The organism is Actinospica sp. (assembly GCF_035552695.1).
In the GTDB taxonomy this organism is placed as follows: domain Bacteria; phylum Actinomycetota; class Actinomycetes; order Streptomycetales; family Catenulisporaceae; genus Actinospica.
Genome location: NZ_DASZKT010000113.1, coordinates 26,862 through 45,641 on the forward strand (window position 1 = coordinate 26,862; position 18,780 = coordinate 45,641).

Annotated in this window: 20 protein-coding genes; 10 read left to right on the plus strand and 10 right to left on the minus strand. The window is 70.0% G+C overall.

Annotated elements, in window-relative coordinates; translation table 11 throughout:
• Positions 1 to 2: 2 nt before the first annotated feature.
• Positions 3 to 839 (minus strand): FAD binding domain-containing protein, encoded by an 837-nt coding sequence (locus VG296_RS13760; protein WP_325566121.1) that lies wholly within the window; start codon positions 837 to 839, stop codon positions 3 to 5.
• A gap of 262 nt (positions 840 to 1,101) precedes the next feature.
• Here VG296_RS13760 and VG296_RS13765 point away from each other — a divergent pair, with 262 nt between their 5' ends.
• The 6 genes from VG296_RS13765 (at position 1,102) to VG296_RS13790 (ending at position 6,759) form a co-directional block, all read left to right on the plus strand.
• Positions 1,102 to 2,025: an ABC transporter ATP-binding protein gene (locus VG296_RS13765; protein WP_325566083.1), complete on the plus strand. Its 924-nt coding sequence runs from the start codon at positions 1,102 to 1,104 to the stop codon at positions 2,023 to 2,025.
• A gap of 2 nt (positions 2,026 to 2,027) precedes the next feature.
• Positions 2,028 to 2,876, plus strand: coding sequence for an ABC transporter permease subunit (locus VG296_RS13770; protein ID WP_325566084.1), 849 nt, complete (start codon positions 2,028 to 2,030; stop codon positions 2,874 to 2,876).
• Positions 2,877 to 3,040: 164 nt separating this feature from the next.
• Positions 3,041 to 3,982, plus strand: coding sequence for an ABC transporter ATP-binding protein (locus VG296_RS13775; protein WP_325566085.1), 942 nt, complete (start codon positions 3,041 to 3,043; stop codon positions 3,980 to 3,982).
• Positions 3,969 to 4,808, plus strand: coding sequence for an ABC transporter permease (locus tag VG296_RS13780; protein WP_325566086.1), 840 nt, complete (start codon positions 3,969 to 3,971; stop codon positions 4,806 to 4,808). Before VG296_RS13775 ends, VG296_RS13780 begins: the two co-directional genes overlap by 14 nt.
• Positions 4,809 to 4,906: 98 nt before the next feature.
• The gene (locus VG296_RS13785) at positions 4,907 to 5,929 is read left to right on the plus strand and encodes an ABC transporter ATP-binding protein (RefSeq protein WP_325566087.1); all 1,023 of its coding nucleotides are present in this window, start codon (positions 4,907 to 4,909) and stop codon (positions 5,927 to 5,929) included.
• Positions 5,926 to 6,759 carry an ABC transporter permease subunit gene (locus tag VG296_RS13790; RefSeq protein WP_325566088.1) on the plus strand — a complete coding sequence of 278 codons (834 nt, stop codon included), beginning with the start codon at positions 5,926 to 5,928 and terminating at the stop codon, positions 6,757 to 6,759. Before VG296_RS13785 ends, VG296_RS13790 begins: the two co-directional genes overlap by 4 nt.
• 13 nt (positions 6,760 to 6,772) lie before the next feature.
• Here VG296_RS13790 and VG296_RS13795 read toward each other — a convergent pair whose 3' ends face one another.
• The 3 genes from VG296_RS13795 to VG296_RS13805 all read right to left on the minus strand — a co-directional run bounded on the left by VG296_RS13795 (position 6,773) and on the right by VG296_RS13805 (position 9,685).
• The gene (locus VG296_RS13795) at positions 6,773 to 7,081 is read right to left on the minus strand and encodes a hypothetical protein (RefSeq protein WP_325566089.1); all 309 of its coding nucleotides are present in this window, start codon (positions 7,079 to 7,081) and stop codon (positions 6,773 to 6,775) included.
• Positions 7,082 to 7,124: 43 nt separating this feature from the next.
• Positions 7,125 to 8,903, minus strand: coding sequence for a 3-hydroxybutyryl-CoA dehydrogenase (locus VG296_RS13800; protein ID WP_325566090.1), 1,779 nt, complete (start codon positions 8,901 to 8,903; stop codon positions 7,125 to 7,127).
• 377 nt (positions 8,904 to 9,280) lie between these two features.
• Entirely contained in the window at positions 9,281 to 9,685 is a 405-nt protein-coding gene (locus VG296_RS13805) for an SCO5389 family protein (protein ID WP_325566091.1), read from the minus strand.
• Between the two features lie 211 nt (positions 9,686 to 9,896).
• Between VG296_RS13805 and nucS the strand changes: the two genes are divergently transcribed.
• Together nucS and VG296_RS13815 are read left to right on the plus strand one after the other, a co-directional pair.
• Complete coding sequence (gene nucS, locus VG296_RS13810) at positions 9,897 to 10,556, plus strand: endonuclease NucS (RefSeq protein ID WP_325566092.1); 660 nt, start codon at positions 9,897 to 9,899, stop codon at positions 10,554 to 10,556.
• Between the two features lie 137 nt (positions 10,557 to 10,693).
• Positions 10,694 to 11,020: a hypothetical protein gene (locus VG296_RS13815; RefSeq protein ID WP_325566093.1), complete on the plus strand. Its 327-nt coding sequence runs from the start codon at positions 10,694 to 10,696 to the stop codon at positions 11,018 to 11,020.
• Between the two features lie 129 nt (positions 11,021 to 11,149).
• Here the strand turns inward: VG296_RS13815 and VG296_RS13820 are convergent, their stop codons facing one another.
• The 4 genes from VG296_RS13820 to VG296_RS13835 all read right to left on the minus strand — a co-directional run bounded on the left by VG296_RS13820 (position 11,150) and on the right by VG296_RS13835 (position 15,911).
• Positions 11,150 to 13,129 carry a methylmalonyl-CoA mutase family protein gene (locus VG296_RS13820; protein WP_325566094.1) on the minus strand — a complete coding sequence of 660 codons (1,980 nt, stop codon included), beginning with the start codon at positions 13,127 to 13,129 and terminating at the stop codon, positions 11,150 to 11,152.
• 63 nt (positions 13,130 to 13,192) lie between these two features.
• A complete protein-coding gene (locus VG296_RS13825; RefSeq protein WP_325566095.1) occupies positions 13,193 to 13,984 on the minus strand; it encodes an ABC transporter ATP-binding protein in 792 nt (263 codons plus the stop codon).
• On the minus strand, positions 13,981 to 14,937 hold the full coding sequence (locus tag VG296_RS13830; protein ID WP_325566096.1) for a FecCD family ABC transporter permease: 957 nt from the start codon (positions 14,935 to 14,937) through the stop codon (positions 13,981 to 13,983). The genes VG296_RS13825 and VG296_RS13830 overlap by 4 nt, the downstream gene beginning before the upstream one ends.
• Positions 14,934 to 15,911 carry a FecCD family ABC transporter permease gene (locus VG296_RS13835; protein ID WP_325566097.1) on the minus strand — a complete coding sequence of 326 codons (978 nt, stop codon included), beginning with the start codon at positions 15,909 to 15,911 and terminating at the stop codon, positions 14,934 to 14,936. The genes VG296_RS13830 and VG296_RS13835 overlap by 4 nt, the downstream gene beginning before the upstream one ends.
• Before the next feature lie 127 nt (positions 15,912 to 16,038).
• Here VG296_RS13835 and VG296_RS13840 point away from each other — a divergent pair, with 127 nt between their 5' ends.
• Together VG296_RS13840 and VG296_RS13845 are read left to right on the plus strand one after the other, a co-directional pair.
• Positions 16,039 to 17,064: an ABC transporter substrate-binding protein gene (locus tag VG296_RS13840; protein ID WP_325566098.1), complete on the plus strand. Its 1,026-nt coding sequence runs from the start codon at positions 16,039 to 16,041 to the stop codon at positions 17,062 to 17,064.
• A 1-nt stretch (position 17,065) separates the two neighbouring features.
• Complete coding sequence (locus VG296_RS13845) at positions 17,066 to 17,920, plus strand: siderophore-interacting protein (protein WP_325566099.1); 855 nt, start codon at positions 17,066 to 17,068, stop codon at positions 17,918 to 17,920.
• A gap of 86 nt (positions 17,921 to 18,006) precedes the next feature.
• Here the strand turns inward: VG296_RS13845 and VG296_RS13850 are convergent, their stop codons facing one another.
• Both VG296_RS13850 and VG296_RS13855 read right to left on the minus strand, forming a co-directional pair.
• Positions 18,007 to 18,372: a DUF5130 family protein gene (locus VG296_RS13850; protein WP_325566100.1), complete on the minus strand. Its 366-nt coding sequence runs from the start codon at positions 18,370 to 18,372 to the stop codon at positions 18,007 to 18,009.
• Positions 18,359 to 18,730 carry a hypothetical protein gene (locus tag VG296_RS13855; RefSeq protein ID WP_325566101.1) on the minus strand — a complete coding sequence of 124 codons (372 nt, stop codon included), beginning with the start codon at positions 18,728 to 18,730 and terminating at the stop codon, positions 18,359 to 18,361. The genes VG296_RS13850 and VG296_RS13855 overlap by 14 nt, the downstream gene beginning before the upstream one ends.
• Positions 18,731 to 18,780: the final 50 nt, after the last annotated feature.

Here is an 18,780-nt window from a genome sequence, read left to right on the forward strand (position 1 = left end):
GGTCATGCCGCGCCCCGGATCCATCCCAGGGCCCGTATCGCGAGCACCTCGAGCGCGTGCCTGCGGTATGCCGCCGAGCCGCGGACGTCGTCGATCGGCTGGGCGGCCCGCGCGACGAGCTTTCCGAAGCGGGCGGCGGCGGCCTCGGTGACGCTCAGCGTGTCCCAGTCCAGCTCCCCGACCAGGAAGCGCTCGGCGGCCCGGGCGGCGAGCGGGGTCGGTCCGGCCGAGCCGATGCCGGTGCCGACGGTGCGCGCCTCCAGGTCCAGGGCGATGGCGAAGGAGCAGACGGCGATCACCATCGCGTTGCGGGTGCCGACCTTCGAGAACTGCTGCGGTCCGGCGGCGGTCGGGATCACGACGGCGCGAATCAGCTCGTCCGGCTCCAGGGCGCTGCGCTTGACGCCGGTGAAGTATCCGTCGACCGGGATGCGCCGTACGCCGCGCTGGAAGGACTCCGCCTCGACCACGGCCCCGGTCGCGAGCAGCACGGGATGCACGTCGCCCGCCGGGGACGCGGTGCCCAGGTTCCCGCCGACCGTGCCGCGGTTGCGGATCTGCGGCGAGCCGACCGTGCGCGCGGCCATCGCCAGGGCGGGCAGCCGGTCGGACAGCTCCTCGATGATCCGGGTGTAGCTGACCCCCGCGCCGAGCTGCACGGAGCCGCCGACCACGTCCCAGTCCTTCAGCTCCCTGATCCGGCTCAGGTCGAGCAGCGCCTCGGGCCGGCGCAGGTCGAAGTTGAGCTCGACCATCACGTCGGTGCCGCCGCTGACCGCGGTGGCCTCGGGCCGCCGCTGCTTGATCCGGAGCGCGTGTGTCCAGTCCTCCGCGGTCATGAACTCCACCAGGCCCACTCCCTTCCACGGTTCCCCCCAGTGAACTGCGCGGGACGCGGCGTATCCATGGGGCGGAGCACCGAAGCCGGGCCGCGCGCGCACGTGGCCTTCTCGGAGGATCCTCCAGGTCCGCCGCCGTCCCCCTGAGGTAGCACCGGCGCCGTCGGCGGACCATCCCGGAGGCGGACGACGCTCAGGTGGCGAACTGGCTACCTTTGGGGCCGTCCGTTAAGAGTTTCAAGCTCCGGGGAGTGAGCCCACCATGATCGAGGCGGCAGGCCTCAGCAAGCGCTACGGGGACAAGCTGGCCGTGGACCAGCTGTCGTTCTCGGTGAAGCCCGGTCAGGTGACCGGGTTCCTCGGCCCCAACGGCGCCGGGAAGTCGACCACGATGCGGATGATCCTGGGCCTCGACGCCCCGACGTCCGGCGCGGTCACCGTCAACGGCAAGCCGTTCCGCCAGGCCGCGCACCCACTGCGCGAGGTGGGCGCGCTGCTCGACGCCAAGGCGGTGCACGGCGGCCGCAGCGCGTACAACCACCTGCTCTGCCTCGCGCAGACCAATAATCTGCCGAAGAAGCGGGTCGACGAGGTACTCGCGCTGGTGGGCCTGAACGCCGTGGCGAAGAAGCGCTCCCAGGGCTTCTCGCTCGGCATGGGCCAGCGGCTCGGCATCGCGGCGGCGCTGCTCGGCGACCCCAAGGTGCTGATGTTCGACGAGCCGGTCAACGGCCTGGACCCGGAGGGCATCCTCTGGATCAGGAACCTGATGAAGGCGCTGGCCGCCGAGGGCCGCACGGTGTTCGTCTCCAGCCACCTGATGAGCGAGATGGAGAGCACCGCCGACCACCTGATCGTGATCGGCCGCGGCAAGCTGGTCGCGGACTGCACGGTGCAGGAGTTCATCGACAACAACTCCGAGCTGTCCATCCGGGTGCGCACCCCGCAGCTCGAGCAGCTCGGCGCGCTGCTCGCGGAGAAGGGCGGCATCGCGCGCGCCGACGGCGAGGACGCGCTGGTGGTGACGAAGCTGGGCATGACCCAAATCGGCGACCTGGCGTTCGACAACCAGATCCGGGTGCACGAGCTCAGCCCGATCCAGGCCTCGCTCGAGCAGGCCTTCATGGAGCTGACCAAGGACAGCGTCGAGTACCACGCGGCCGTTCCGGCCGGTAAGGGGGCCTGAGCATGAGCGCGATGACCGACACTCCGGCCGTCTTCGGCGGCATGACTCCGCTGCCGGAGGCGAGCGGCCGGGCCGGCTTCAGCGGTGCGCTGCGCTCCGAGTGGACGAAGATCCGCTCGGTGAAGTCGACGACCTGGACCCTGGCCGCTGCGATCATCATCGGCGTGGGTATCAGCGCCCTGGGCAACTGGGGCCAGGCCAACCACACCACCGAGACCGCGGCCCAGCTCGCGCAGAAGGACCTGGTGCAGCGCACCATGTTCGGCATCATCCTCGGACAGCTGGTCATGGTCGTCTTCGGCGCGCTCGCGGTGACCGCGGAGTACTCCACCGGGATGATCCGCACCAGCCTTTCCGCGCAGCCGCGCCGGGGGAACGTCTTCCTGGCCAAGCTGGTGGTCCTGACGGTGGTGGCCTTCGTCGTCGGCGAGATCATCTCCTTCGCCTCGTTCTTCATCGGCGCGCACTTCTGGGCGACGAAGGGCGTCTCGCTGAGCCTGAGCACGCACGGCGCGCTGCAGGCCGTGGCCGGCGGCGGGCTCTACCTCGTCGGCGCGGCGCTGCTGGCCTTCGGCATCGGCGCGGCACTGCGGCACACGGCCGGGGCCATCACCCTCGGCGTGGCGCTGCTGTTCGTGATCAACATCATCACGAACTTCATGCCGACCTCCTGGCAGCAGGACATCGACAAGTGGCTGCCGTACAACGCCGGCAGCCAGGTCTGGGCGACGCAGCACACGGCCGACGTCGGCACCGCGTTCGGCGCCTGGGCCGGCTTCGGCGTGTACATCGGCTACGCCGTGATCGCGCTGCTCGCGGGCCTGTGGGTGTTCCAGCGCCGGGACGCCTAGAAATTCATCAGAGATCCAATTTCACAACAGAGCTCTGATACTGGTAGATTCCGGAAGCGAGGGCCCCCTCGACGGCGTGGGTAGACGCCGAGGGGGCCCTCGCCTCTCCTTTTTCCGAGCGCGGCGGTGCGTCAGGCAGTACCGTGTACGGGAGAGGGGGCACCATGATCGAAGTCAAGGACCTCGTCAAGAAGTACGGCGACACGACCGCCGTGGACCACCTCAGTTTCGCGGTCGAACCTGGCCGGATCACCGGCTTCCTGGGGCCGAACGGGGCCGGGAAGTCCACCACGATGCGGCTGATCCTCGGTCTCGACCGGCCGACCTCCGGCAACGCGCTCATCGACGGCAAGCCGTACCGCGATCTGCGTGATCCGCTGCGATACGTCGGCGCGCTGCTCGAGGCGCGGGCCGTGCACGGCGGCCGCAGCGCGTTCAACCATCTGCTCTATCTCGCGCAGACGCAGGGCGTGCCGAAGAAGCGGGTCTCCGAGGTCCTGGACCTCGTCGGCCTGAGCGCGGTGGCCGGCAAGCGCACCAAGGGCTTCTCGCTCGGCATGGGCCAGCGGCTCGGCATCGCCGCGGCGCTGCTCGGCGACCCCGAGATCCTCATCCTCGACGAGCCGGTCAACGGGCTCGACCCCGAGGGCGTGCTCTGGATCCGGCAACTGCTCAAGGCCCTCGCGTCGGACGGCCGGACCATCTTCGTGTCGAGCCACCTGATGAACGAGATGGCCGTGACCGCCGACCACCTGATCGTCATCGGCCGCGGCAAGCTGCAGGCGGACATGCCGGTCGGCCAGTTCATCGCGCAGTTCTCGGACACCGCGGTGCTGGTACGCACGCCGCACGCCGACTCGTTCCGGGCGGCGGTCGGCGAACGCGGCTGGTCCGTCGCGAACACGAACGACGCCGGCGCGCTGATCGTCACCGGCAGCACCGCTCCGCAGATCGGCGAGCTCGCGGCCGAACGCGGCCTGGTGCTGCACGAACTCACGCCGCAGAAGGCCTCGCTGGAAGAGGCGTACATGGAGCTCACCCGGGAGTCCGGCGAGTTCGCGCACCGGTCCGCACCCGTTCTCGGAGGTTCCGATGGCCGCGCGTGACAGTGTTCTGACTCCGACCACGATGCAGGCCGCCGGCACCGGCCACGCGCACTTCGGCCGCCTGCTGCTGGCCGAGTGGACGAAGATCCGCTCGGTACGCTCGACCTACTGGTCGCTGATCGCGCTGATCATCGCGTTCCTGTTCTTCAGCTGGCTGTTCCCGTATCTGACGGTCTCGAACTGGAAGCAGGCCACGCCGACGCAGCAGGCGAACCTGATCGAGGACCCGATCGGCTCGATCATGAGCTCGGGGCTGTTCGTCGGCCAGCTCGCGGTCGCGATTCTCGGCGTGATGGTGACGGCGAGCGAGTACTCCACCGGCATGATCCGCTCGACGCTGCTGGCCAGCCCGCACCGGGTGCGGATGCTGGCGGCCAAGTCGATCGTCTTCGCGCTGCTGATCCTGGTGATCGGCGAGGTCATCGCCTTCGCCGGCTTCTTCATCGGCCGGCAGACCTTCAAGAGCCTGCTGACGGTGAACCTGAGCAGCGGGGACGTCCGGCAGGTGTTCGGCGTCGGCCTGTACCTGGGCATGCTCGGCCTGTTCTCGCTGGTCCTGGGCTCGCTGATCCGGCACGTCGCGGGCGCGATCACCGGCATCGTCGCGCTGCTGCTGGTGATCAGCAACCTGATCCAGCTGATCCCCGGCCGGGTCGGCAAGTACCTGTACACCTACGAGCCGACGAACGCCGGCTTCGCGATCATCGGCAAGCGGCTGCCGGACAACTTCCTGATCAGCTCGTGGGAGGGCTACGGCGTGTTCGCCGCGTGGACCGCGCTGCTCTGGGCGCTGGCCGCGTACCTGCTCGTGCGCCGGGACGCGTAAGGTCCCCGCAGCTCAAGAGGCTGTACCGCTAAAAGAAGCCGTACCTCTAAAGCCTGCCCGAATGGTTGATTCCCGACTATTCGGGCAGGCTTGTCTCCATGATCCAAGCGACCGCGCTGACCAAGCGCTACGGTCCCCGGCTCGCGGTGGACCAGGCGGATTTCACCGTCGCGCCGGGCAAGGTGACCGGCTTCCTCGGGCCGAACGGCGCGGGCAAGTCGACCACGATGCGGATGATCCTCGGCCTGGACCGGCCGAGCTCCGGCTCGGTGACCATCAACGGCGTCCCGTACCACCGGCTCGCCGCGCCGCTGCGGGAGGTCGGCGCGCTGCTGGACGCCAAGGCCGTGCACGGCGGACGGACCGCGTACAACCACCTGCTCGTGCTGGCGAAGGCGAACGGCCTGCCGCGCGGCCGGGTGGACGCGGTGATCGACCTGGTCGGCCTGCACAGCGTGGCCAAGAAGCGGTCCGGCGGATTCTCGCTCGGCATGGGCCAGCGGCTCGGCATCGCGGCGGCGCTGCTCGGCGACCCGGGAATCCTGATGTTCGACGAGCCGGTCAACGGCCTGGACCCGGAGGGCATCCTCTGGATCCGCAACCTGATGAAGGCGCTGGCCGCGGAGGGGCGGACGGTCTTCGTCTCCAGCCACCTGATGAGCGAGATGGCGCTGACGGCGGATCACCTCGTCGTGATCGGCCTCGGCAAGATCCTCGCCGACGAGCCGATGGCCGACTTCATCGCGAAGAACTCGGTGAGCTACGTCCGCGTGCGCTCCCCGCAGATGGCGGATCTAGGACCGAAACTGGCCTCGCGCGGCTGGCGGATCGAGCCGCAGCCGGACGCGTCCGTGCACGTGTTCGACGCGCAGCCCGCGCAGATCGGAGACGTGGCCGGGACCGCGGGCCTGTGGCTGCACGAACTGACGCTGGTTCAGTCCTCGCTCGAAGAGGCGTTCATGCGGCTGACGGCCGGTTCGGTCGAGTACCACGCGGGCCAGACGGGCGACGCGGGTCTGGCGGGCGGACAGCGCGTGCCTGATGGAACGGCCATGCCGGGCTGGGGCACGCCGGTCCCGCAGGAGATCCAGAACTCGCAGGTCAAGGAGCGTACCCAGTGAGCGCCACCACCACCCGCGCCTTCCGCCTCGAGGGACCGGCCCGGCGAATCACGTTCGCGGAGGCGATGGACAGCGAGTTCGCCAAGATCCGCAGCGTGCGCTCCACCTACTGGACGCTGCTGATCTGCCTGGTGGTATCGGTCGGGATCTCGCTGCTGATCGCGGCCGTCACCTCGGCCAACTGGGACACGATCTCGCAGAGCGACCGCGCGACGACGGGCATGTCGACGGTGGTCACGGGAGTCTTCTTCGGCGTGCTGGTGACGGGCGTGCTCGGCGTCATGGTCGTATCCACCGAGTACGGCACCGGCATGATGCGCACCTCACTCACCGCCTTCCCGCGCCGCGCCACGCTGTTCCTCGCGAAGGCCAGCGTGCTCGCCATCGTCGTGCTACTGCTCGGAATCGTCATCGCGTTCGCCTCGTACGCGGTGGCCAGCCCGTTCTTCACGAAACACGGCGTGGACCTGTCGCTGAGTCAGGCAGCCAACCTGCGCGCGCTGCTCGCCGTGCCGGTGTACCTGACGCTCGTCGCGCTGATGGGCCTCGGCCTGGGCTTCCTGCTCCGGCACACCGCCGGCGCGATCTCCTCGCTCGTCGGCCTGTTCTTCGTACTGCCGATCATCACGAACTTCCTGCCCGGCACGACCGGCAAGGACATCAACAAGATCGTGCCCTCCAACGCCGGCAGCGCCATGATGGCCACCCACGCGACCACATCGAACGGCGCCCCGGAACTCTCCCCCGCCGGCGGCCTCGTCGCCCTGCTGATCTGGACCGCGGTGCTACTCGTCCCGGCGTTCTGGGCCTTCCGGCATCGGGACGCCTAGGGCGGTGGCGGCCCTACCGCCGCTGGCGTCGCCCGCGCGAGTTCCAGCAGGCGGTGTGCCAGTGGCGGCGTTCGGTGACGCCGCCGCCGGAGCCGTATTCGGGGACGCTCGGCCAGGCGACGAGGTGGGGCGTGCCGGGCGGGATCTCGTGGTCGCAGCCGGGGCAGCGGTAGGTCTTGGTCGCGGCCGCGCCGGTGACCTGGCGCACGATCCAGTCCTCGCCGTCCGGGGCGGACTCGGTGCGCTGGTAGCCGAAGGAGCGCGAGAGGTCGTCCGGGTCGGGCGTCGGACGTGACCACTTGGAGTTCTTGCGCGGGCTCACGAATCCATTCTCGCAGCCCGCGCGCGAACTTCGGGGACCTGGCTCAGGACGTGTGGTCGCGGAATCCGCGACTGGTCTTGCGGCCCAGGTATCCCGCCGTGACCAGGTGCTCGAGCAGCGGGGCCGGGGCGAAGCCGGGCTCACGGAACTCCAGGTAGAGCACCCGCTCGATGGCCAGCGCGACGTCCAGGCCGACCACGTCGAGCAGCTCGAACGGGCCCATCGGGTAGCCGCAGCCGAGCTTCATCGCGGTGTCGATGCCGTCGGCCGTCGCGTAGTGCGCCTGGAGCATCTTGACCGCGTCGTTCAGGTACGGGAAAAGCAGGGCATTGACGATGAATCCGGCGCGGTCGGCGCAGTCCACCGGGTGCTTGCCGAGCCGCTCGCACAGCTCGTGCACCGTGGTGAGCACGTCCGAGGCGGTGGCGACGGTGTGCACGACCTCGACCAGCTCCATCACCGGCGCCGGGTTGAAGAAGTGGATGCCGACGACGTCCGCCGGGCGGCTCGTGGCCACCGCGCAGTCGATCACCGGGAGGCTGGAGGTGGTCGTGGCCAGCACCGCGCCCGGCTTGCAGATCCCGTCGAGTTCGCGGAACAGCGCCGTCTTCACCTCCACGTCCTCGATCACGGCCTCGATCACCAGGTCGCAGTCGGCCGCGTCGGTCAGGCTGCCGCTGGAGGTGAGCCGGGCCAGCGCGGCGTCCCGCTCGTCCGCCGCCAGCTTGCCCTTGGCCACGGCCCGGCCGAGCGACTTCTCGACCGCCGCCCGCGCCGCCTCGGCCTTCTCCTTGGAGCGGGCGATCTGCACCGTCTCCAGGCCGGCCTTGACGCAGACCTCGGCGATGCCGCCGGCCATGGTGCCCGAGCCGACCACGGCGACGCGGTCGACGGTGCGGCCGGGCGCGGCGTGCTTGGCGCCCTCGGAGGTCAGGTCGTCCGGGACGACGGTGGGCACACCCGGCTGCTCGTAGGTGTAGAAGCCGCGGCCGACCTTGCGGCCGAGCAGTCCGGCCGTCTTCATCTGCTTGAGGATCGGCGCGGGGGCGTGCAGCCGGTCGCGCGACTGCTTGTACATCGTGTCGAGGATCTCGTACGCGGTGTCCAGGCCGATCAGGTCGAGCAGCGCGAGCGGGCCCATCGGCAGCCGGCAGCCGAGCCGCATCGCGGCGTCGATGTCCTCGCGAGACGCGTAGCGCGCCTCGTACATCGTGGCGGCGTGGTTGAGGTAGCCGAACAGCAGCGCGTTCGCGATGAAGCCGGCCTTGTCGCCGATCACGACCGGGCTCTTGCCGAGCCGCGCGGCCAGGGCCTCGACGTCGGCCAGCACCTCGGGCTCGGTGACGACCGTGCGCACGACCTCGACGAGCTTCATGACCGGCGCCGGGTTGAAGAAGTGGATGCCGACGACGCGGCCGGGGCGCGAGGTGGCCACGGAGATCTCGGTGACCGAGAGCGAGGAGGTGTTGGTCGCGAAGATCGCGTCCGCGCCGCAGATCGAGTCGAGCTGCTGGAACAGCCCCCGCTTGAGTTCGAGCCGCTCCGGGATCGCCTCGATGACGAGATCGACGCCGGCCAGGTCGGCCAGGTCCGTCGTGAAGGTGACGCGGTCGAGCAGCGCCGCGGCGTCCTGCGCGCTCAGCTTGCCCTTCGAGACCGCGCGCCGGGTCGAGTGGGCAACGTGCGCCCGCCCCCGGTTGAGCGCGGCGGCGTCCTGCTCGACGCCGTACACCCGGATGCCGTTCCTGGCCAGCACCTCGGCGATGCCCGCACCCATGGTGCCCAGGCCCACCACGCCCACTGTCTTGAAGTCCCGCGCCACTGCCGACTCCCTTGTCCGCTCGGTACCGTCCCGCGCTCGGGGTACGGCCACTTGTTACCGGTCAGTATCCAACCTACCGGCACCGGACGTCAGTGTGAATGCGGCCACAGTACCGGCCGGCCCGATCATCCGACCGGCCTCGGCGACCGCCGTGCGGAACGAAAGCCGTGAGACCGGTCGACGCCGCCTTCCCCGCACGCGCCCTCCACTGCGCATGCGGCGGCCTCGACCGGTCTCTCCCCGCCGGGGTTCCCTCGTCACGGAGTTCTCCGCGAAGCCCACCCCACCACACGGGTCTGACAGTTTTCGGACCACCACTCCCTTCCGTGTACTCGAACGAGTGAACACCCCGTGCCCGGGGCGTTCACCACCCGCGCTCAGCAGTCGCGCAGTTCCGGGGACTGGTTGAGCAGCTGGGCCCGCGGGGAGACGAAGCGGCGGTAGGCGCCGGACTCCATTCCCGGCTCCCCGTCCGCGGCCGGGAAGACGGCGACCCGGTGGCAGTTCTGGAACGCGAGTTTGACTCCGAAGTACCGCTCGAGGCAGCCGCGGATCGCGTCGGACGCGAGGGCCCGCAGCAGTTGCCCGCGCTCCGGCTCCGTGGCCGGCGGAGTGGTGTTGTCGGCGAACGGGCCGCCCTCGACGTGCAGCCGCGTCGACAGAGTGCTGATCATGGACCAGGCGTACGGCAGCGAGGTGCGCACGCAGTCGGCGAACTCGGCGTCGGCGATCTCGCCGCGCTCCGCGGCCGCCAGCAGATCCGGTGTGACGTCCAGGGACATGTGTGGGCTCCACTCTCATTTCGTGAGGCGTCGCAGCTGTCATGGTGCGCTCACAGAAATGAATGACCGCGCCGGGGGCTCCTCACACCTTCACCGAGGGGGCGCTCGATATTCACGCGTGACCGGACGTCCGTTCAGCACACTGATCCGACCGTCGCACGCGTCGGGCGACGCGTGCGAACGACGCACGCGCCTGGACTAGGCTGACCGGATGCGCCTCGTCATCGCCCAGTGCAGCGTCGACTACGCCGGACGCCTCGCCGCCCACCTGCCCAGCGCCAAGCGCCTGCTCATCCACAAGGCCGACGGTTCGGTGCTGGTGCATTCGGACGGCGGCTCCTACAAGCCGCTGAACTGGATGAGCCCGCCGTGCACGGTCAAGGAGGAGCCGGGCCTGTGGACGGTGACCAACAAGGCGGGCGAGAAGCTGATCATCCGCCTGGAAGAGGTCTTCCACGACGAATCCCATGAGCTCGGCGTCGACCCCGGCCTGCAGAAGGACGGCGTCGAGTCGCATCTGCAACAACTTCTGGCCGCGCAGATCGAGACTCTCGGCCCCGGTTACCGCCTCGTCCGGCGCGAATACCCCACCGCCATCGGCCCGGTGGACATCCTGTGCAAGGACGCCAGGGGCACGACCGTCGCCGTGGAGATCAAGCGCCGCGGCGAGATCGACGGCGTCGAACAGCTGACGCGGTATCTGGAGCTCCTCAACCGCGATCCGCTGCTCGCGCCAGTCCGGGGAATCTTCGCCGCGCAGGAGATCAAACCCCAGGCGCGGGTGCTGGCCACCGACCGCGGCATCGGCTGCCAGGTGCTGGACTACGACGTACTGCGCGGTTTCGACGACGTCGAATCCCGGTTGTTCTAACGATTGCTCTCTCGATTGCCTTGCCCCGCAACGGACCCTACGCGGTGTCACCTCCGGTGGAGTAAAGTGCGCGGGTATTGACTGTCATGCCTGAGGGGGAGCGCTCAGTCGCCTCCCGTGGACAACTGAGGATTGCGATGAGCTTTTTGGCAAAGGCAATGGAGGTCTCGGAGAAGGCCTTCGAGGAGACCGAGCACAGCATCGAGGAGTGGAACATCCACCGTCACGGTGCGAAGCTGCTCCTCAAGCTGGGCATAGCCGTCTACGCGGAGCAGCGGCTCGGCGGGGACCACGGGCCGGTCGAGCGGGTGTTGGCCGCGCTGGACGGGCACGCGTCGGAGAACGGCGAGGTGGACCTCGACCACCTGCACGCCGCGCACCAGGTGCTCGGCGACGAGTTCATCAAGGAGCACGACATCGACGCCGCCGCCGAGGCCGGGGTGAAGGCCGACGCCAACGCCTGAGCCGTCTCGGCGCGGGCGCGGTGAATCCGGGAGGAATTCTCGGGTGAATCAGCGTTAAACACCTGTGCCGGGAACACGACGTTCAGCCGTGTTCCCGGCACAGGTGTTTTTCTTGCTAAATCGGGCGAATCAGGCCACGAGGCTGAGCACTTTGCCCAGAATCGCCGTCAGATCGTAGTCACGCGGCGTGAATACGGCCTTCACTCCCTGTCGCAACAGCACTTCGGCGTCGGCCTCGGGAATGATCCCGCCGACGACGACGGGCATCTCGGCCGCGCCGGCGTCGGCGAGCAGGCGCAGTACGTCCGGGACGATGCGCAGGTGCGAACCCGAGAGCACGGACAGGCCGACGACGTCCACGTCCTCCGCGACGGCGGCCGCGGCGATCTGCGCCGGGGTGAGCCGGATGCCCTGGTATACGACCTCGAAGCCGGCGTCGCGGGCGCGCACGGCGATCTGTTCGGCGCCGTTGGAGTGGCCGTCGAGGCCGGGCTTGCCGACCAGCATGCGCGGCCTGCGTCCGCGCCGTTCGCCGACCTCGCGCACCTGCTCGCGTAGCGCGGCGAGTTCGGGCGAGACCTGCGTGCCGACGGCCGCCGCGGCGACGCCGGTCGGGGCGCGGAACTCGCCGAAGACCTCGCGGAGTGCGCCGGCCCACTCGCCGGTGGTGGCGCCGGCGCGCGCGCATTCGAGCGTGGCGGGCATCAGGTTCACGGCGGAGTCGGCGGCGTCCTTGCGCAGCCGGGCCAGCGCCGCGTCGACGGCCGCGTTGTCCCGCTCGGCGCGCCACACTTTCAGAGCGTCCGCGGCGGCCTGCTCGACCGCCGGGTCCACGCTCTGGATCGCGGCGTCGAGGTCCGCGGTGAGCGGGTTCGGCTCCGTCTCCCGGAACTTGTTGACGCCGACGACGATCTGCTCGCCGGTCTCGATGCGCGCCCGGCGCTCGGCGTGCTTGCCGACCAGCTGCGACTTCAGATATCCGGATTCGACGGCCGGGACGATGCCGCCCATCTCCTCGATCCGCCGCATCTCGGCCTTAGCCGCCTCGGCCAGTTCGTCGACCTTCGCCTCGACGACGTGCGAGCCGTCGAAGAGGTCGCCGTATTCGAGCAGGTCCGACTCGAAGGCCAGGACCTGCTGGAGGCGCAGCGACCACTGCTGGTCCCAGGGACGCGGCAGGCCGAGCGCCTCGTTCCAGGCCGGAAGCTGCACGGCGCGGGCGCGGGCGTCCTTGGACAGCGTGACCGCGAGCATCTCCAGCACGATGCGCGCGACGTTGTTCTCCGGCTGAGCCTCCGTCAGGCCGAGCGAGTTGACCTGCACGCCGTACCGGAAGCGGCGCGCGGACGGGTCGGTCACGCCGTAGCGCTCGCGGGTGATCTCGTCCCAGAGACGGGTGAACGCGCGCATCTTGCAGAGTTCTTCGACGAAGCGCACACCCGCGTTGACGAAGAAGGAGATCCGCCCGACGACGAGGTCGAAGCGCTCCGGCGGGACCTGGCCCGAGTCGCGCACGGCGTCGAGCACGGTGATCGCCGTGGACAGCGCGTAGGCGATCTCCTGGACCGGCTCGGCGCCCGCCTCCTGCAGGTGGTAGCTGCAGATGTTGATCGGGTTCCACTTCGGCATCGCGTTCACGGTGTACGCGATGGTGTCCGTCGTCAGCCGCAGCGAGGGGCCGGGCGGGAAGGCGTACGTGCCGCGCGAGAGGTATTCCTTGATGATGTCGTTCTGCGTGGTGCCGGCCAGCAGCGCCGGGTCCGCGCCCTGCTCCTCGGCGGCGACCTGGTAGAGCGCGAGCAGCCACATCGCGGTGGCGTTGATCGTCATCGAGGTGTTCATCTCGGCCAGCGGGATGCCCTCGAACAGCCGCGCCACGTCGCCGCGGTGGGCGACGGGAACGCCGACCTTGCCCACCTCGCCGGCGGCCAGCTCCGCGTCCGCGTCGTAGCCGGTCTGGGTGGGCAGGTCGAAGGCCACGGACAGGCCCGTCTGCCCCTTGGCCAGGTTGCGCCGGTACAGGGCGTTGGACTCGGCCGGGGTGGAGTGGCCCGCGTACGTGCGCATCACCCAGGGCCGATCCCGATCCCGCTGCTCCGTTGAAGACATGGACGGACCGCACCTTCCGCTGCTCGGTCGCCGCTGAAATCAGTCGGCGCTCTCGATCGGATCCTACTTGGCGGTAACTTGGGTGGGAAGGGGGATCACCAGAGGCGTCCCCGTCTCCGGATCCTCGATGATCCGCGCCCGCAGCCCGAAGGCCTGTTCGACGAGCTTAGCCGTGATGACGTCGCCGGGCGCGCCCTCCGCGATGACGGCGCCCTCACGCAGAACGATCATGTGCGAGGCGTAGCGGGCGGCCTGGTTGAGGTCGTGCAGAACGGCCACGACGGTGCGGCCCGCGGCGTGCAGCCGGGCGCACAGGTCCAGCACCTCGATCTGATGCGCCAGGTCGAGGTAGGTCGTCGGCTCGTCGAGCAGCAGCAGTTCGGTGTCCTGAGCGAGCGCCATCGCGATCCAGGCGCGCTGCCGCTGGCCGCCGGAGAGAGTGGCCACGGGACGTTGGCTGAGGTCGGTCAGCCCGGTCTCGGCGAGGCAGCGTTCGATGACGACGCGGTCGGGCTCCGACTCCCGGCGCAGGGCTCCCTGATGCGGAAAGCGGCCGCGGCTGACGAGTTCGGCGACCGTGATGCCGTCCGGCGTGATCGGGGACTGAGGCAGCAGGCCGATCGTGCGGGCCACGTGACGGCTCGGGTATTCGCCGATCGCCCTGCCGTCCAGCAGCACTGTTCCTGCTGCGGGCTTGAGTACGCGCGCGAGGGCGCGGAGCAGGGTGGACTTGCCGCAGCCGTTGGCGCCGATGATGACGGTGAACGAGCGGTCCGGGATCTCGACGTCCAGGTCGCGCATGACCTGGCGACGGCCGTAAGCCAGGGTGAGGCCGTGCGTCGCGAGCCTGCTCATAGCTGTCCGATCTTGCGCTGGTGGGCGAGGAGGTAGATGAGATAGCCGCCGCCGAGCACGCCCGTGACGACTCCGACCGGCAGCTCGCGGCCGGGGATCGCGTGCCGGGCAAGGTAATCGGCCCACTCCATCAGCGCGGCGCCGAGTAGGAGTGTCGGAACCAGGTTGGGGCCGCTGCGTCGGGTCAGTCGGCGCGCGATGTGCGGGGCGCAGAGGGCGACGAACGCGATAGGGCCGGTCTGCGACGCCGCCGTGGCCGCCAGCAGCACCGCGCCGGTGAGCGTGAGCAGTCTGATTCGCTCGCCGCGCAGGCCGAGGCCGGTCGCGAGGTCGTCGCCGAGTTCGAGGATGCGCAGCGACCGGGAGGCGAGCAGGATCGCGGGGGCGATGAGGAGCGTGGCGACGGCGAGCAGGACGACGCCCGGCCATGAACTCCCGTCGAGGCTCCCCGTGATCCACAGCGACGCGGCCGCCGCGTCGACGATGTTCGCGCGGGTGATCAGGTATTCGTTGACGCCGCTGAGGATCGTCGCGATGCCGATGCCGACGAGAATGAGCTTGGCCCCACCCGTCACGCCGCCTCGGCGCGCGACGAGATAGACCGCGACCGCGCAGCCGACCGCGCCGATCCATGCGGAGGCGGCGACGGCCACCACTCCCCCGCCGAGCGCGAGGATTCCGACGAGCGCTCCCGTCGCGGCCCCCTGCGTGAAGCCGAGCACGTCCGGGCTGCCGAGGGGATTGCGCGTGACGGACTGGAAGACGGCTCCGGCGAGGGCGAGCGCGGCGCCTGCCAGGACCGCGGTGAGCATTCGCGGCAGGAGCAACTCGTTGATGGTGAATGCGTCGGCTTCGGTGATGCCGCCGGTGAATTGGCCGACGTTGACAGTGAGGATCGCGGCGACGGCGGCGAGCGCGATGAAGACCGCTGAGACGGCCGCGGAGCGCTTCATGGCCGCCGCCCGACGACCGTGAGCAGGAAGACCGGTCCGCCGACGACGGCCGTGAGGACTCCGACCTCGATCTCTGAGGGCCGCGCGATGACCCGGCCGACGATATCCGCGCCGAGTAGCAGAATCGGAGCCAGGATCGCGCTGTACGGCAGCAGCCAACGCAGGTCGGGACCGGTTATTCGCGCGGCTATCTGGGGGACCATCAGGCCGACGAACACGATCGGCCCGCACGCGGCCGTGGCCGAGCCGCACAGCAGCACGATGGCGATGATCGCGACGGCACGAGTGAGCGCGGGTCTACCGCCGAGGGCCGTGGCGGCATCGTCACCGAGGGCCAGGGTGTTGAGCGGCTTCGCGCAGCCGAGCGCGAGGAGCACGCCGACGAGGATGAACGGCGTGATCCGCAGCACGGTGCCGGGTTCGGCGTCCGCGAGGGATCCGACCGTCCAGAAACGCATCCGGTCCAGCGCGTCCGTGTCCAGCAGTTCAACCGCGCCGACGTACGAGTAGAGCGCCGCGTTCACGGCGGTTCCGGCCAGCGCCAGCCGCGCGGGCGTGCTCGAACCTCCGCCGCCGATCGCGTAGATGAGCACTGAGACGACCGCCGCGCCGCCGAGCGCGAACCAGATGTACCCGCCAAGGCTGGAGATGCCGAGCAACGCGGTCGCCGTGACCACCGCCGCGGAGGCGCCCGCGTTCACGCCCAGCAATCCGGGGTCGGCCAGAGGATTGCGGGTCAGCGCCTGCATCACCGCCCCGGCCAGGCCTAGCGCGGTCCCGGCGAGCAGGCCGAGCAGCGTGCGCGGCAGCCGCATCTGGTGCACGACGGCGTACGCGCCGGACGCCGGATCGGTGAGCCCGTGCCAGACCGCGGACGGAGCGAGCGGCAGGGATCCGACCGCGAGGCTCAGGACGCAGACGACCAGTAGGGCGCAGAGCGCGACAGCAATTCCGAGGGCTCGGCGGGTCGGCATGGGACTCCCGGGGGCTTGATCGAAGCTTAGGTTAGGCTACCCTAAGTCACACCATTTCGAGAGAGGACCGCCCATGGCCCTGCCCGCACTCCGGACCGCCGGCCGGCACAGGACTCGCCCCGGCCTGATGACACACCCGAGCCGCCGCCGCGTGCTGAAATCCGGCCTCGGCGCTGGGCTCGGACTCGGGGCGATCGGACTGCTCGGGGCGTGCAGCGCGACCGTCTCGACGGCTGACGCCTCGTCGAGTGCGAGCGGCGGACCCTGGACGTTCATCGACGACCGCGGCGCGGCCGTGCGCCTGGACTCCGCGCCCACGAAGGTCGTCGCGTACACGGGAACGGCCGCCGCGCTCTACGACTTCGGCGTCACCGACCGGATCGTCGGCGTGTTCGGGCCGACCAGGCAGGCCAACGGCAAGGCGGACCCGATGGCGGGCAACCTGCCGGTGGACAAGCTGACCGTACTCGGCAACGCGTACGGCGAGTTCGACGTCGCGAAGTACGCCGAGCTCAACCCACAGCTGCTGATCACCGACATGTGGGAGAAGGACTCGCTCTGGTACGTCCCGGCGGCAAGCCTGGCGAAGATCGAGAAGCTCGCGCCGACGATCGGGATCACCGTCGCGAGCGAACCGCTGACCACGCCGCTCGCGCACTACGAGAAGCTCGCCGGACTGCTCGGCGCCGACCTGACGGCGTCCGCCGTGGTTACCGCCAAGACCGCGTTCCAGCAGGCCGTCGAGCAGTTGCGCAGCGCGGCGAAGAGTAAGAGCACGATCACGGTCATGGCCGCTTCGGCCAGCGCCGACCTGCTCTACATCAGCAACCCGAAGATCTATCCGGACCTGAGTTACTTCGAGCAACTCGGCGTCTCGTTCATCCGGCCCACGAACGTGGTCGGCGGCTTCTTCGAGAGCCTGAGCTGGGAGAACGCCGGAAGGTACCAGGCCGACGTGATCCTGCTGGACGACCGGACCGGCACCCTGCAGCCTGCCGACCTGACCGGCAAGGCCACTTGGACCGCGCTGCCCGCGGTGAGGGCGGATCAGATCGTCTCCTGGAACTCCGAATCGCGCTATTCGTATACGGCGATCGGCCCGATCGTGCAGGGCTTCGCCGACGCGCTGCGAAACGCGAAGAAGGTGGCCTGAGATGGGCTACCGGTTCTTCGAGTTCGAGGTCGCGCGCACGCGCCGGGTCAGCCCGAGCGTGCAGCGGGTCACGTTCCGCGGCGCCGCGCCCGGCGGCCTGGCCGAGTTCGCGTCAGGGGGCCGGGACCAACGCTTCAAGCTCTTCTTTCCACAGCCCGGCCAGGACCTCGCGAACGTACCGGTGGAGGCGGGCGAGAACTGGTACGCGCGGTGGCGCGCAATGGACCCGAGTGTGCGTGCCCTGATGCGCACGTACACGGTGCGCGAGCAGCGGCGCGAACTCGGCGAGGTGGACGTGGACTTCGCGGTGCACCTGAGCCCGGGCCCGGCCGCGGCGTGGGCGCTGCACTGCCTGGCCGGGGACCGCATCACCGCGCTCGGCCCCAGCGAGGCGGACAACGCGGGCATCGACTTCCGCCCGCCCCCGGAAACGGACTGGATCCTGCTGGCCGGCGACGAGTCGGCACTCCCCGCCGTCGCCGGAATCCTCGAGTGGATCAGTCCGGCCACGCCGGTCCGCGCGTGGATCGAGGTAGCCCACTGCGACGGCGTCCAGGCGCTGCACACCTGGGCCGACGCCGAGATCACCTGGCTCGTCCGCGGCCGCGGACCCTCGCTGACCCACGCCGTAAGCGGGGCCCGCCTGCCCGACGGCACGCCCTACGCCTGGATCGGCGGCGAAGCCGGAGAAGTCAGACGCCTGCGCCGCCACCTCGTCGGCGCCGCCCCCGACGCCCGCGCCTTCGACCGCAAACGCGTCACGTTCACCGGTTACTGGCGACGCGGCGCCACCGAGGAGGAACTGCTCGCCGAACTCTACGCGGGCAGCGCGGCGGCGCAGTCGGCCAGGGCGTAGGCGCTATCCACCGACCATCAACGGCCTCGTTCGCCCATGCGGGTGAACGAGGCCGTTGATGGTCTCGAATATGTCGCTTGTTCGGCTCAGCCCCGACGGGCGTGCTCGACGAGGGCGAGGATTCCGCGGGCGATGCCGCCGTCGAGGTCGCGGACGGCGAAGGTGCCCGCCATGCTGGCCGCGGCGAGGGCGCAGGAGCGGTCGTCCAGGCGCCTGCGGGCACGAGTGCCGGTCACTATCTCCAGCCGGTGCGCGGCCGGGTCCACGGCGAGCAGCACGGACTCTGACGCGGCCGGGCCGAGGGCGCCGTGCCGGTTCAGGGCCTCGGCGCGCGGCTCGGCGCCGAGGTCGCCGACGAAGACCGACCAGTTCAGGCCGGTGCGCTTCTCGGCGATCTTGATGGCCCGTTGGATCTGCGCGGACTCGATCACCGTCGCCTCACCAGGAGCCACTTGCGCCACCGGTTCCGCTCGAGGCGGCGCCGGCCTTGGCCTCGGTACCCGTCTTCTCCTCGGCCGGGGCCGCGGCCTCGGTCTTCGCGGCGGACTTGGCGTCCCAGCCGATCTCGGCCCGGTTGCTGTCGCCCTTGACCCAGCCGGGCAGCATCACCAGGAAGGTGATCACCAGGAACAGGCCGACCGGGATGCCCACGAAGATTCCGATCGTGGTCAGCACGGACAGCCGGGGACCCGCGTCCTCGCCCTGGAAATCGGTCGCGAAGGCCGAGCCCGCGGCCAGCAACGGGACGGCGGTCAGCGCGGCCACGGTCCCGGCCCGCACCGCGGCACGCTTTGCTGATCTGATAGTCACAGCACAACGGTACTCGACTCGGGTTCCGGCCATGCAGCCAGGTCGCGTAT

Coding starts and splice junctions, on each gene's coding strand:
- VG296_RS13760 (WP_325566121.1), bottom strand. CDS start 839: ATGACCGCGGAGGACTGGACACACGCGCTCCGGATCAAGCAGCGGCGG.
- VG296_RS13765 (WP_325566083.1), top strand. CDS start 1,102: ATGATCGAGGCGGCAGGCCTCAGCAAGCGCTACGGGGACAAGCTGGCC.
- VG296_RS13770 (WP_325566084.1), top strand. CDS start 2,028: ATGAGCGCGATGACCGACACTCCGGCCGTCTTCGGCGGCATGACTCCG.
- VG296_RS13775 (WP_325566085.1), top strand. CDS start 3,041: ATGATCGAAGTCAAGGACCTCGTCAAGAAGTACGGCGACACGACCGCC.
- VG296_RS13780 (WP_325566086.1), top strand. CDS start 3,969: ATGGCCGCGCGTGACAGTGTTCTGACTCCGACCACGATGCAGGCCGCC.
- VG296_RS13785 (WP_325566087.1), top strand. CDS start 4,907: ATGATCCAAGCGACCGCGCTGACCAAGCGCTACGGTCCCCGGCTCGCG.
- VG296_RS13805 (WP_325566091.1), bottom strand. CDS start 9,685: ATGTCCCTGGACGTCACACCGGATCTGCTGGCGGCCGCGGAGCGCGGC.
- nucS (WP_325566092.1), top strand. CDS start 9,897: ATGCGCCTCGTCATCGCCCAGTGCAGCGTCGACTACGCCGGACGCCTC.
- VG296_RS13815 (WP_325566093.1), top strand. CDS start 10,694: ATGAGCTTTTTGGCAAAGGCAATGGAGGTCTCGGAGAAGGCCTTCGAG.
- VG296_RS13820 (WP_325566094.1), bottom strand. CDS start 13,129: ATGTCTTCAACGGAGCAGCGGGATCGGGATCGGCCCTGGGTGATGCGC.
- VG296_RS13825 (WP_325566095.1), bottom strand. CDS start 13,984: ATGAGCAGGCTCGCGACGCACGGCCTCACCCTGGCTTACGGCCGTCGC.
- VG296_RS13830 (WP_325566096.1), bottom strand. CDS start 14,937: ATGAAGCGCTCCGCGGCCGTCTCAGCGGTCTTCATCGCGCTCGCCGCC.
- VG296_RS13835 (WP_325566097.1), bottom strand. CDS start 15,911: ATGCCGACCCGCCGAGCCCTCGGAATTGCTGTCGCGCTCTGCGCCCTA.
- VG296_RS13840 (WP_325566098.1), top strand. CDS start 16,039: ATGACACACCCGAGCCGCCGCCGCGTGCTGAAATCCGGCCTCGGCGCT.
- VG296_RS13845 (WP_325566099.1), top strand. CDS start 17,066: ATGGGCTACCGGTTCTTCGAGTTCGAGGTCGCGCGCACGCGCCGGGTC.